The following is a 13,004-nucleotide window of genomic DNA, read 5'->3' as shown; positions in this document are numbered from 1 at the left end:
AAGCGTTAGTTGACGGTGTGAACAATCATGACGTCGCAGTCAGACTGGCGTGCGACATCCGCAGGGACCGAGCCCAGAAGGCGGCCGGTCAGAGAATTGATTCCACGGTTACCTACGATGAGCAGGTCTGCCTTGTTGTCGTTGACAATGGACATCAGGGCCTGAACCGGGGTGCCCGGACGCACAGCGGTCTCCACCTTCGTCACGCCGAACTTCTCTGCGTGCTCCTTGCCGGAGGCGAGGTTGACCTGGGCCTTCTCATCACCGAGAATAGTTACGGAATCCTGGCGCAGGGTCTTGGAAGCCTGCTCCTGGTTCTCGTAGTAGGCGCAACCGATGATGAGGGTGGCATCGAAGGCTGCGGCGATCTTGGCGGCGCGCTCCACTGCAAGCAGGGAGGACTTGGAACCGTCGGTGCCGACCACGATCTTGTTGTAATCGCTCATGATGACCTTTCTTCGCTGGCCCCAACCATGAGGCCACCGCTTGACAAAATTTTAAAGCTTTTGCGCACCCGCTAGTCTAACAACGCTGGCGCGTTCACGTCGATCAGCGCGCACGAGGCTCAGCGCGCCATGTTCTGCCCTAGTCAGTGGTGTTGACCACGACGACGTCAGTGTGGGCTTTACGAGTAAGCTCCGTCGCCACGGAGCCGAACACGCGACCACGCACCGAATGAATTCCCTTGTTACCCACAACGAACATATCAACGTCGTGGTCCCTGCCGACCTCGAGGAGCGAATTCACAGGGTCACCGGACTTAGCGATGATCTCAATCCGCTCCGCCCCCTCGCCGTGTGCGATCTCCGCAGCATTGTTGAGGAAGCTTTCCGACATCTCTTCGCTCACCACTGGTACTCGGGCGTCCTCTGAGTTCGGGGCGCCGAGCATCGAACCCGAGTGGTTGTAGAAAGCAGACACGATAATCAGCGTCGCGTCATAAGCGCGCGCCATGGACGCGGCAGAACGGACAGCGCGCATGGACGTCTGAGAACCATCGGTTCCGACAGCGATAACGTTGTAGCTCAGCATAATTCTCCTTATAAGTAGCGATTAATCCTTAACAGTATGACACGGTCTGCTATGCAGAGACGGGTTTTACCCGCACATTGAGTTAGCAAATTTCAGGACTAGGCGCGTCGTCAAATGCCGGCTTCCTTAAGACCGCGTTGCTCCTTTTTCAGATCAGCGATCTCATCGCGCAAGCGCCCCGCCAACTCGAATTTGAGCTCCCGGGCTGCCTCGCGCATTTGGGTCGTCAGGTCGTCGATAAGCGCCTGCACCTCGTCGGCAGCCATGGAGGACACATCCGGCTTGTCGATGATGGCCGTGGGATCCGCGTCCTGGCCCTGCTCATCGGCGTTCTCATAAACCTGGTCCAAGATATCGGCGATCTTTTTGCGTAGCGGCTGCGGGTCGATGCCGTGCTCCTTGTTATAGGCAATCTGCTTCTCACGGCGCCGCTCAGTCTCCTCGATGGCCTCCTGCATCGAGTCCGTAATCTTATCGGCGTACATGATGACCTCACCGGACACATTTCGGGCGGCGCGGCCAATAGTCTGAATAAGCGAGGTGGTGGAGCGCAGGAAACCTTCCTTATCGGCATCCAAGATGGCGACAAGTGAAACTTCAGGAAGGTCGAGGCCCTCACGCAGCAGGTTGATGCCCACGAGAACGTCGAACTCACCCAAGCGCAATTGACGCAGCAGCTCCACGCGCTGAAGCGTGTCAATATCCGAGTGGAGGTAGCGCACCTTGATACCGTGTTCCAGCAAATAATCCGTGAGGTCCTCTGCCATGCGTTTGGTCAAGGTCGTGACTAGGACGCGCTCCTGCTTCGCGGTGCGGGCGCGGACCTCATCGATGAGGTCATCGATCTGGCCCTTGGTGGGCTTGACCGTCACCTTGGGATCAACCAGACCGGTAGGGCGAATGACCTGTTCCACGAACTCACCGCCGGAAGCCGTCATTTCGAAATCACCGGGCGTCGCCGACATGTACACCGCTTGTCCCACGCGTTCTTCGAACTCATCAAAGGTCAATGGCCGGTTGTCTACGGCGGAAGGAAGACGGAATCCAAACTCCACGAGGTTGCGCTTGCGGGCCATATCGCCCTCAAACATGCCGCCGATCTGCGGGACGGTCACGTGAGACTCGTCGATGATGGTGAGGAAGTCCTCTGGGAAATAGTCCAAGAGCGTCGCCGGCGCGGACCCAGCGGGACGACCATCGACATGGCGCGAATAGTTCTCAATGCCGGAGCAAAAACCCACCTGCTCGATCATCTCAAGGTCATATTCGGTACGCATGCGCAGGCGCTGCGCTTCGAGCAACTTGCCGCGGTTCTCCAGCTCCGCGAGGCGCTCCGCGAGCTCCTCCTTGATGTCCTCGATGGCACGGGTCATGCGCTCTGGCCCAGCTACATAGTGCGTTGCGGGAAAGATTCTTACCTCGTCGACCCGCTCCAGCACGTCGCCCGTCAAGGGGTGGATGTAATAGAGCTCGTCCACGTCATCGCCGAAGAACTCGATGCGCACCGCGCGCTCTTCATAGGCAGGGATAATGTCCACGGTATCGCCCTTGACGCGGAAGGTTCCGCGCGTAAAGCCCACGTCATTGCGGTCATACTGAATATCCACGAGCAAGCGGAGGAAGCGATCGCGGTCGATCTCCTCCCCTTCCTCTAGCACGACGGAGCGATCAAGATAGGACTGCGGCGTGCCCAGACCGTAGATACACGACACAGAAGAAACAACAACCACATCACGGCGAGAAAGAAGAGCTGACGTGGCGGAGTGGCGGAGGCGCTCCACGTCCTCATTAATAGAGGAGTCCTTCTCAATGTAGGTATCCGTCTGCGCGATATAGGCTTCCGGTTGGTAGTAGTCGTAATAGGAGACGAAGTACTCCACCGCGTTGTGCGGGAGAAGCTGGCGCAGCTCATTCGCCAGTTGCGCCGCCAGCGTTTTATTCGGCGCCATCACAAGTGTTGGGCGCTGCTGCTTTTCGATGAGCCAGGCGGCTGTCGCGGATTTACCGGTACCCGTGGCACCCATGAGTACCACGTCGCGCTCGCCGCGACTGAGCCGCTCATCCAGTTCCGCGATGGCGGAGGGCTGGTCGCCAGCGGGCTGGAATTCGGACTCAACACGGAACTCGGCTGAGCGCCGCTCGATTTCGCCAACAGGGCGATGTTCGGAGACGGGCAGGATGGGGTGTTCAGCAGCAAAAGCCATGCTGACCAGTCTAACGCGGCCCGCACGAAACCTGCTAGGTCCCATCTGCTGGCCAATCGAGGGAAGATGAATCTGCAGGGCAAAATCCTAGTCCGAGCTAGGGAAGCACCGCGCGCGTCCTGCGCAACCACAGTTCAAGCTCACCCGTGGTTTCCCACAACGCATAAATCGGGGAACTGTTGGGCTCCATCGCTGTATTGATTTTCTTGCGCAACCAGGCCCGGGTCTGCGGTGTGCGCAAAGCTTTGACAGCGGCTGCACTTACTCCGAGTGGAAGCCTATCTTCCGGCGTGGTGGCCAAGGCCCCCAAAGCAATGATTACCTCGGCATCGTCGACGTCCATGGGAGAATCCACGCAGCTTTTCTTAAACGTATCAAGATCGAAGGAGCCATCACGGATTGCCGCGAGCACTTCGCACGCGGCGTGATTATCAAAAGGCCCAACATCCCACGTTCCCATGGAGGTGCAGATTAAGCAGGGAATGTGAACGGGATGCGAGCACAAGGTAAATTTTAGCCGCCATATCCTTTAAAAGTTGGCGCTCTCCTTTAGAATCTGCTGACATGAAGTTTCGTTCTCTTGCCAGCGCATTGACCATCGCCGGGCTGGTACCTGTAGCTATCGTGACCCACTCCCCCGCGGCCCACGCCTCTCCGTGTACGGCCTACTCAAGGTCCGGCAGCTTCACGTCGAAGCCCGAGACTTCCGGCTCTTCGCTCGGTGGGCTCGACGCCCTACTCGGCAGTTCTTCCCGGTCCAGCAGTTCGGGCAATACTGAGGCACCACAGCGCAGCAATTATAACCAGCGCCAGATCAAAGGCGGGCCGACCCAAATCATGCAGCTCATCACTGGTTCCGGTTCTCCCAACCGCACCGACCGGAAGTTTGATATTTCCGGAACTGACCTCGGCATCGCCTACTCGGATGGCGCGGGCAAATCCTACTATGTCTTCGGCGATTCCATGGATTGCTCAAGCGAGGGCGACGGGTGGCGTTCCAACCTCCTTTTGCGCACGAGCGACCACGACTATGGTGATGGCCTGCGCTTGGAGGAAGCACTAACTAGCTCTGGATGGTCGGCTCAAGGCCGGGCTAAGGAGTTCATCCCTTCCCAGAAGGTGGGAGATCTAGACACCAACGGCGAGCGCACCACTATCCCCACGGCCGGCATAGTGGTCGACGGCGTGCACTACATCGACTACATGTCGGTGCGCTCATGGCACGATCCGAAGACCGGCTGGTCCACCAACTTTGGTGCGACCGTGAAGTCGACTGATGGCGGGGTCACGTGGCACGCGGTGCCAGAGGCCACCCGCACCAACGCTAGCCACGGAGCGAACGCGCCGATTCCCGGCGGCGCCAACTACCGTCAAGGGTTTGAGAAGCTTCAGCAATCAGCCTTCATCGAGCACGGCGAGTACATTTACCGCTTCACCACCGGCAACGGCCGCCGCGGCCCAGCATATTTGTCCCGTGCGCTGAAATCGGAGTTTCCTAACGAGGAAGCCTTCAGCTACTACTCTGACGGCTCCTGGGTGAAGAATCCGGCTCGCGCCACCGAAGTACTCGACGGCAAGGTATCCGAACTCTCTGTGGCTTACAACCACTACTTGGGCAAATACATCACTATGTACGGGGTGGAGGGCGAAGGCATCGTCATGCGCACGGCCGATAGCCCCGAAGGCCCATGGTCGCCGCGCCGCATGCTGGTGAGCGAAAAGACCACCAAGGTTGTCAGCGGCCAGCCGCTCAATGACACCTATGCTCCCTTCGTTCTGCCGAATCAGGACGATCAGCACCTCTATTACACTCTGACGTCCTGGCATGACTACAACACCATGCTCATGCGCACAGACCTCGACTTCGTGGGCGAAGACATGGAAAACAACGACCACGTTGAAGTCTCTGACGTCGTAGCGACGCGTTAGTTAATTGCGCATTCCTAGGTGAACCGGGAGCGGAGCTTTTCGACGACCCCGTCAACCTGCGCATCGAGCTTATCGCGAGCGCCGTTGTTATCAATGATGAAATCAGCAGCGGCGCGGCGCACATCGTCCGGGACCTGCGCGGCTACCCGGCGGCGCGCATCCCCCTCATCCAGCCCGCGATACTCCACGAGGCGGCGAACCCGCTCCTCCACATCGACGTCAACGACGATGGTGGCGTCCATATTTTTGTGTAGACCCTTGTCCACGAGGAGCGGCATGTCATACACCACGAAGTCGGCGCCAGCGCGGCGCGCGGAGTCGAAGCGAGCCTGGGTTTCCTCCTGAATACGCGGGTGTGTAATAGAGTTGAGGAGATCGGTCTTCTCCCGGCTAGCGAAAGCGCGGGAAGCCAGCAGCCCACGAGCGAGACTTCCATCGGCTTGAAGGATATCCTCCCCGAAGGCGTCTGCTAACTCAGCGAGCGCTGGTTGCCCCGGTTCAACGATGTCCCGGGCTATCTGATCGGCATCAACCAGCTCCCATCCGTGGTGCAGGAGGAGCTGCGCCACCGTCGATTTTCCACTGCCAATGCCGCCGGTTAATCCAATGAGTTTCATACCGGCTTAGGATACGCGAAAGGCCGCCCCTCCCACAGTGGGGAGAAGCGGCCTTCCTCAAGAATGAGACCATCTCGGACTTATCGCTAGGAGCGAACCGAGACAGCGCCCTTCTTAGTTGCCAGCGAGCTTGTCGCGCAGAGCAGCGAGCTGCTCGTCGGATGCGAGGGAGCCACCAACCTCTGCCTGAGAATCGGATGCCGGAGCTGCATCCTGAGACTCGGAAGAGTAGTTGGAGTTGGCAGCGGACTCAGCGGCCTCAGCAGCTGCAGCACGGTTGCGCTCGATCTGAGCGGTGTGCAGGTTGAAGCGACGCTCGGACTCGGCGTAGCGAGCCTCCCAAGCCTGACGCTGCTCGTCGTAGCCCTCGAGCCACTCGTTGGTCTCCGGGTCGAAGCCCTCCGGGAACACGTAGTTGCCCTGCTCGTCGTAGGAGTCAGCCATGCCGTACTTGGACGGATCGAACTCGTCGGTGTAGTCCTCGTCTGCCTGCTTAACAGACAGGGAGATACGGCGACGCTCGAGATCGATGTCGATGACCTTGACCATGACTTCCTGGCCAACGTTGACAACCTGGTCCGGAACCTCCACGTGGCGCTGAGCCAGCTCGGAGATGTGGACGAGGCCCTCGATGCCCTCCTCGACGCGAACGAAGGCACCGAACGGAACGAGCTTGGTGACCTTGCCCGGGACGATCTGGCCCACAGCGTGGGTGCGGGCGAAGACGCGCCACGGATCCTCCTGGGTTGCCTTCAGGGACAGGGACACGCGCTCGCGGTCCAGGTCAACGTCGAGGACCTCGACGGTGACCTCGTCGCCCACGGTGACAACCTCAGACGGGTGGTCGATGTGCTTCCAGGACAGCTCGGAAACGTGAACCAGGCCGTCGACACCGCCGAGATCGACGAAGGCGCCGAAGTTGACGATGGAGGAGACAACGCCCTTGCGGACCTGACCCTTCTGCAGCTGGTGCAGGAACTCGGAGCGGACCTCGGACTGGGTCTGCTCGAGGTATGCGCGGCGGGACAGGACAACGTTGTTGCGCTGCTTGTCCAGCTCGATGATCTTGGCCTCGAGCTCCTGGCCGATGTACGGCTCCAGGTCGCGAACGCGGCGCATCTCAACGAGGGAAGCCGGGAGGAAGCCACGGAGGCCGATGTCGAGGATGAGACCACCCTTGACAACCTCGATGACGGTACCGGTAACCGGCTCTTCCTTGGCGTGCAGCTCTTCGACGGCGCCCCAAGCGCGCTCGTACTGTGCGCGCTTCTTGGACAGGATCAGACGGCCTTCCTTGTCCTCTTTGGTGAGAACAAGTGCGTCGATCTCGTCGCCGACCTCGACAACCTCATCCGGATTGACGTCGTGCTTGATAGAGAGCTCGCGGGACGGGATGACGCCCTCGGTCTTGTAACCGATGTCGAGCAGGACCTCGTCGTGGTCAACCTTGACCACGGTGCCCTCGACGATGTCACCATCGTTGAAGTACTTGATGGTGGCGTCGACAGCTGCGAGGAAGTCCTCTGCGGTTCCGATGTCGTTGATCGCAACCTGAGGGGTGTTAGAAGTTGGCATGTAGTTATGCTCCGAATAAACGTAGGAGATCGTAATTGGACAGTTACGCGTCTCTTGAAAAGCGTCTTTAAGCAGCGCAAATGCGCAAGGCTTAAGATGGATTTCAATCCCGACTCGCAGCCGTGCCGAGCTCTCCTACAGTAGCCCAGCGCGTCCCGAGTCATAGACACGCCCGTACAACCCTACATCCTCGCAGCTAAAACGGCAAATACAACACGAAAAAGAAATTGGAAAAGTGACAATGTCTTCTGCAGCTTTTTCTGCTTCCTCAGCCAATCGCATTTTTTGGGATCGTGACGCCGATTCCTACCACGCGGAACACCCCGAATATCTATCCTCTTTCTACTGGTGTCCAGAGATGCTGCACGAGTCTGAAGCGCGGCTTCTGGGCGATGTCGCCTCCGCTGCCGTTCTGGAACTCGGTTGCGGCTCCGCGCCCTGCACGCGGTGGCTACAAGGACGCGCGCGCTTTGCGACGGGCTTCGATCTCTCGTCCGGCATGCTTTCCCATGCGGAGGGTGGGCTACCGCTGATTCAGGCTGATGCCCTAGCACTTCCCTATCGTGATGCAGCCTTTGACATCGCCTTTTCTGCCTTCGGGGCCCTTCCTTTCGTGGCCGACCTTGACCAGGCACTGCGCGAAGTCCACCGTGTTCTGCGCCCTCATGGCCGCTTCGTCTTTTCTGTGCCGCACCCCATGCGTTGGGTTTTCCCTGATGATCCACAGAACCTCACCGCGGAGCTGCCCTATTTCGAGCGCGCCTACCTAGAGCAGGATGACTTTGGTGAGCTCAGCTATGCCGAGTTCCACCGCACGATGGGCGATTGGGTGCGAGCGCTCCAAGTGCGCGGTGCATTTGAAATTCGCAACCTCATCGAACCCGAGTGGCCGGAGGAAAACACACTTACGTGGGGACAATGGTCGCCTGAACGGGGAGCCATTTTCCCCGGCACCGCCATCTTCGTGTGCGAAGCACGGTAGGTCAGACACTACCTCCCCTGGTATCGAATCAATCGGCTGCAGCGAACTAAGCTGATAGCCATGCTTCTAGAACGCCTCGGGATTTTCGTGCGCCGTGCAGTGGCCTGGTGGATTGATGCCTTTCTCGCCGCCGCCATCATCGTGGCGCTCAAGTGGCTTATCAACCTCCTCGCCGATGGAGTGCTGAGCGGTCGAGCAGGCGCTGTCTATGACATCGTTGCCCTCGCCCTCGTCTTTTACGTTTACCGAGTGTGGGCAGAGGCTACAAAGCAGACCTCCCTGGGCAAGTGGTCGCTAAAGCTAGAAGTCATTGCTGAGCATCCCGGAATCGGCAGCGCAGCCATTCGCAACGGCTGGCTCCTTCTCACGCTTCTCGCGTTGACAGGACTCCCCTTCGTGGAGGAAACCATCCTGGGCATCCTCGGCCTCAGCGTCCTCCTACTGGGGCAAACCCCTTTCGACCTACTCGCTGGATGCTTGGTCGAACGCCGCACGCCCACCGAAGACGAGCGCGCGGTGGGCTTGACCTAAGACCAAGTACTCGGCAGCAGACCTAGTGCGCTGCGGCGTCCCAGTTCTTGCCCTCCCCTACGGAGACCTCGAGAGGAACAGTCAACTCGATAGCCTTGTCCATCTCGCGTTCCAGGATCCGGTGTACGTCCTCTGCTTCGCCAGGCGCTACCTCCACCACGAGTTCATCATGAACCTGAAGCAGCACCCGCGAGACCATACCTTCCAGGGCTTTATCCACGCGGATCATGGCAACCTTAATGATGTCTGCTGCAGTTCCCTGGATCGGGGCGTTGAGCGCTGCGCGCTCGGCGTTCTCGCGAGCAACACGATTATCAGAGTTTAGCTCTGGCAGGTAACGGCGGCGCCCAAAGACCGTAGAGGTGTAGCCGTCCTTACGGGCTTGCACGACAACCTCGTCGAGGTAGCGCTTCACGCCACCGAAGCGTTCGAAGTAGCTCTCCATGATCTCTTTGGCCTCTCGCGCCGGAATTCCCAGCTGTTGCGACAAGCCGAAGGCGGATAGCCCATAGACCAAGCCATAGGACATGGCCTTGACTCGGCGGCGCAGCTCTTGGGTGACCTCATCGACAGGAACATCGAAAACCTTCGAACCAACGTAGTTATGGAGGTCTTCACCCTCCCGGTAAGCCTCAATAAGCCCAGGGTCGGCAGAAAGGTGCGCCATGACTCGCATCTCAATCTGCGAGTAATCGGCCGTAATCAAGGTTTCATAGCCTTCACCGACCACGAAGGCCGAGCGGATCTGGCGGCCTGCCTGTGTACGCACCGGGATGTTCTGCAGGTTCGGCTCTGTCGAGGATAGGCGGCCGGTTGAAGTCACCGTCTGGTTAAACGTGGTGTGAATGCGGCCATCCGGCTGAATGGTCTTGATGAGTCCCTCCAGCGTCGTCTTCATTTTCTGATACTCGCGGTGCGCCAGCAGGTGGTCTAAGAAGGGATGCGGATGCGTGGCAGCAAGCTGCTCAATTTCCTTAGCTGCGGTCGAATAACCTGTCTTAGTCTTCTTCGTCTTCGGCATATCGAAAGTATCGAAGAGCACCGCTTGCAGCTGCTTCGGGGAGTTCAGGTTAAGTGAATCATCACCAGCCAGCTCGCGGGCGGCGCGTTCCTGTTCATTGACCTGCTCAATGAAAGCATCACGCTGCGTTTCCAAGACATTGCGGTCAACTGCGATACCAGCGGCCTCCATCTGGGCCAGAATGCCCACGAGCGGCAACTCAAGATCTGTATACAACTCGAAGGAGTCAATCTCTTGGAGTTGAGCAGTCAGCTCTGCGGCAAGCTCCATAATCGCACCGGCTTGATCCACCAGCGGGTTCTCATCCAAGATAGAAAGCTGCTCCGTCGCCGCTCCCAGGGACTTCTGCAGATGGCGCTGGTACACGTCCGTCAGCGCATACGTGCGCTGACCCGGGCGCAGGAGGTAGGCAGCGAGGGCGGTGTCATGGGCAATTCCGCGCAGCTCAATACCTCGCCCCGCCAGCATGTGCCAGGCAGCCTTAGCCTCGTGCAAATACTTCGGCGCATCTGATGACAACCACGCGGCCAGGGCGGCGTCATCTTCTGCATCCAGGTCCGCCAATTCAATCTGGAGTCCCTCAAAAGCTGAATCGACCAGTGCTAGCGCTGCCGCATCTCCTGCACCTGGGGTTCCGTCACCCTGCACGAATACCGCGACATGCTCCTTGCCCTTGAGCCACTCAGCCAGCGGTGTATCCACCACAGTCACCGCTACTTCTGGGGCTTCTTCTATCGCAGCAGCCTCAGCGGCGGCGTCATGAGGAACAGCGTTAAGGACCCGCTCGCGCAGGTTGGTACCGAACTCCAGCTCATCAAAACGTGCCGCGACTTCGCTGGCCACCGCACCCTTGAATTCCAAATCTGCCGGGCCGACCTCGAGGTCCATATCCGTCACCATCTGGGTGAGCTTCCGGTTGAGCTTGACTTGCTCGATGCGATCTCGGAAGTTCTGCCCCGCCACACCCTTGATTTCTTCGGCATGCTCGATGAGGCCATCGAGGGAGCCATACTGGGTAATCCACTTCGTGGCGGTTTTCTCCCCCACCTTAGGGACAGACGGCAAGTTATCGGAAGGGTCGCCGCGCAAGGCTGCGAAATCCGGGTACTGCTCGGGGCTCAGGCCGTACTTCTCCTTCACCGCCTCCGGCGTAAAACGATGCAGCTTGGACACCCCGCGCATGGGATAAAGGACGGTCGTGGAGTCGTCGACAAGCTGCAAATAGTCGCGGTCACCGGTGACCAGGAAGGTCTCATAGTCCGCGCCCGCCTGGGTAGACAACGTGGCCACGATGTCATCGGCTTCGAAATTCTCACGCGACAGCGTGGTGATTCCCAGTGTTTCTAGCACTTCTCGGATGAGCTCAACCTGGCCGCGGAATTCTTCAGGAGCAGCCTCTCGCTGCGCCTTGTACTCGGGAAACATCTCGGTACGGAAGGTCTTGCGCCCCACGTCGAAGGCAACGGCGACGAAATCTGGCTTCTCTTCGGCCAGGATATTCGCCAGCATGGAAAGGAATCCGTACACAGCGTTCGTGTGCTGACCGCCTGAAGTGGAAAAGTTCTCCGCGGGCAGTGCATAAAATGCGCGAAAGGCCATGGAGTGGCCGTCAATGAGCAAGAGTCGGGGCTGAGAAGTAGTCACCCGGCCCATCCTAACGTGTTGCACGGAGCGGCACCGTTGAGGGCCGTAGGCAGGCAATTAGGTTCACATTGGTCGGCTGCGCTAATATCGTTGCTTGTGCGCCCCTGTAGCCCAATTGGCAGAGGCAACGGATTCAAAACCCGTGTAGTGTGAGTTCGAGTCTCACCAGGGGCACAATTCCACCCCGCAACAGAGCCTGTTGTGGGGTGTTAGCGTTTTCAACCGAAAGGAACCCGTTACTATGCGTCGCACTATCATCGCCGTGAGCACCGCCGTTGCCCTCACCTTGGGCGGTACCACCGTGGCTACTGCCGCAGAATCGAGCACCGACAAGGAGGTTTCCTCCAAGGTGGAAGGTTCCTCCTACTACCAGGAGCTGCGTAAGTCTGCGGCGTCCTCAGATGATCCGCAGCTCAACACTTTCTACACCGTGCTTCTCGACGGCCTCGTAGGCCTCGCTGCCTTCGCCATCCTGGGTTCGATCTACGGCGAGGTGGCCAAGCGCCTGCCAATGTAAAAGTCGTATAACCTTCCGCAAATTGAATAGTTTGCATAAGCCTGTTGTGCGGTGAGAGAATAAAAAGTCATCTGCTCACCCACTCTTCCCGGCACGGCAATCCCACCGGGTAGACAGTCAAGGTTACTTTCGGTTTATGCATTATCTTTTTAACGCCATTCGCGGCGCCCTTATTGGCATGGCCGAGTTAGTCCCCGGAATCTCCGGCGGCACCGTTGCGCTCATCGTCGGTATCTATGAGCGTGCTTTGCATAACGCCAATGATCTCATCTCCGGCCGTTTCAAGAAGGTCGAATGGGGCTTCCTCGTCTCCGTAGCCGTCGGCATGTTCGCCGCCGTTTTCGGCTTCTCCACGATCCTTCACAACTTTGTGGAGGGCCAGGTTTCGCTATCCAGCGCCCTCTTCCTCGGTATGGTCGCCGTCTCTATCATCGTGCCACTGAGCATGATGTCGCGTTTGTCTCCCGCGTCCATCGCTGCGCTTGTCATCGCCGCTGTCGCAATCTTCTTCGTCACCGGCTTTACCTCCACTCCCGTAGAAGATCCCAACCTGATCGTCGTCTTCCTCGCCGCGATGGTGGCCGTGTGCGCGCTCGTTCTCCCTGGTGTCTCAGGCTCCCTTATCTTGCTGACGATGGGCCTCTACGCGCCGATCATCGGTGCAGTCTCGGACCGCAACATGATCGTCGTGGGTGTCTTCGCACTTGGCGCGGTGTGCGGCCTCGCAGTCTTCGTCAAGGTGTTGAACTACCTTCTGGATAATCACCGCGATATCACCCTCGCGGCCATGGCTGGCTTCATGCTCGGCTCCCTGCGTGCGTTGTGGCCATGGGGCGCTGACCAAGATGCTTCCACGCCGCTCATCCTGCTTATGATCGCGCTTGGTGGCATCATCGTGGCCATTTTCATCGTTGTGGACCGGCGCAAAGCCGCAAGCTACCAAGAGAGTTAA

Annotated in this window: 12 protein-coding genes and 1 tRNA gene; 6 read left to right on the top strand and 7 right to left on the bottom strand. The window is 58.8% G+C overall.

Features of this window, described 5'->3' with window-relative positions; all coding sequences use genetic code 11:
• Positions 1–5: 5 nt before the first annotated feature.
• The 4 genes from ABZS45_RS03635 to ABZS45_RS03620 form a co-directional block, all read right to left on the bottom strand.
• The gene (locus tag ABZS45_RS03635) at positions 6–446 is read right to left on the bottom strand and encodes a universal stress protein (protein ID WP_412100677.1); all 441 of its coding nucleotides are present in this window, start codon (positions 444–446) and stop codon (positions 6–8) included.
• Between the two features lie 139 nt (positions 447–585).
• On the bottom strand, positions 586–1,032 hold the full coding sequence (locus ABZS45_RS03630) for a universal stress protein (protein WP_412100676.1): 447 nt from the start codon (positions 1,030–1,032) through the stop codon (positions 586–588).
• A gap of 110 nt (positions 1,033–1,142) precedes the next feature.
• A complete protein-coding gene (gene uvrB, locus ABZS45_RS03625; protein WP_412100675.1) occupies positions 1,143–3,236 on the bottom strand; it encodes an excinuclease ABC subunit UvrB in 2,094 nt (697 codons plus the stop codon).
• 97 nt (positions 3,237–3,333) lie between these two features.
• Positions 3,334–3,696: a DUF4259 domain-containing protein gene (locus tag ABZS45_RS03620; protein ID WP_412100673.1), complete on the bottom strand. Its 363-nt coding sequence runs from the start codon at positions 3,694–3,696 to the stop codon at positions 3,334–3,336.
• Between the two features lie 104 nt (positions 3,697–3,800).
• Between ABZS45_RS03620 and ABZS45_RS03615 the strand changes: the two genes are divergently transcribed.
• A complete protein-coding gene (locus ABZS45_RS03615; RefSeq protein WP_412100672.1) occupies positions 3,801–5,165 on the top strand; it encodes a DUF4185 domain-containing protein in 1,365 nt (454 codons plus the stop codon).
• Positions 5,166–5,179: 14 nt separating this feature from the next.
• Here ABZS45_RS03615 and coaE read toward each other — a convergent pair whose 3' ends face one another.
• Entirely contained in the window at positions 5,180–5,782 is a 603-nt protein-coding gene (coaE, locus tag ABZS45_RS03610; RefSeq protein ID WP_412100671.1) for a dephospho-CoA kinase, read from the bottom strand.
• A gap of 114 nt (positions 5,783–5,896) precedes the next feature.
• Positions 5,897–7,357 (bottom strand): 30S ribosomal protein S1, encoded by a 1,461-nt coding sequence (gene rpsA / locus ABZS45_RS03605; RefSeq protein ID WP_010190105.1) that lies wholly within the window; start codon positions 7,355–7,357, stop codon positions 5,897–5,899.
• 241 nt (positions 7,358–7,598) lie between these two features.
• Here rpsA and ABZS45_RS03600 point away from each other — a divergent pair, with 241 nt between their 5' ends.
• Together ABZS45_RS03600 and ABZS45_RS03595 are read left to right on the top strand one after the other, a co-directional pair.
• Positions 7,599–8,339, top strand: a complete 741-nt coding sequence (locus ABZS45_RS03600) for a class I SAM-dependent DNA methyltransferase (protein WP_412100670.1) — start codon at positions 7,599–7,601, stop codon at positions 8,337–8,339.
• 60 nt (positions 8,340–8,399) lie between these two features.
• Positions 8,400–8,870: an RDD family protein gene (locus tag ABZS45_RS03595; protein WP_412100669.1), complete on the top strand. Its 471-nt coding sequence runs from the start codon at positions 8,400–8,402 to the stop codon at positions 8,868–8,870.
• 22 nt (positions 8,871–8,892) lie between these two features.
• Here ABZS45_RS03595 and polA read toward each other — a convergent pair whose 3' ends face one another.
• Positions 8,893–11,544 carry a DNA polymerase I gene (gene polA / locus ABZS45_RS03590; RefSeq protein WP_412101130.1) on the bottom strand — a complete coding sequence of 884 codons (2,652 nt, stop codon included), beginning with the start codon at positions 11,542–11,544 and terminating at the stop codon, positions 8,893–8,895.
• A gap of 91 nt (positions 11,545–11,635) precedes the next feature.
• Between polA and ABZS45_RS03585 the strand changes: the two genes are divergently transcribed.
• From ABZS45_RS03585 to ABZS45_RS03575, 3 genes are all read left to right on the top strand, one after another.
• A tRNA-Leu gene (locus ABZS45_RS03585) sits at positions 11,636–11,709 on the top strand.
• Positions 11,710–11,776: 67 nt separating this feature from the next.
• Positions 11,777–12,052, top strand: coding sequence for a hypothetical protein (locus ABZS45_RS03580; RefSeq protein WP_412100668.1), 276 nt, complete (start codon positions 11,777–11,779; stop codon positions 12,050–12,052).
• Positions 12,053–12,188: 136 nt separating this feature from the next.
• The gene (locus ABZS45_RS03575) at positions 12,189–13,004 is read left to right on the top strand and encodes a DUF368 domain-containing protein (protein ID WP_412100667.1); all 816 of its coding nucleotides are present in this window, start codon (positions 12,189–12,191) and stop codon (positions 13,002–13,004) included.

Origin of the sequence: Corynebacterium aurimucosum (genome assembly GCF_046895345.1) — a bacterium.
In the GTDB taxonomy this organism is placed as follows: domain Bacteria; phylum Actinomycetota; class Actinomycetes; order Mycobacteriales; family Mycobacteriaceae; genus Corynebacterium; species Corynebacterium aurimucosum_G.
The sequence above is the reverse complement of the archived record's forward strand: the minus strand, read 5'-3'. Positions and strand labels throughout refer to the sequence as shown.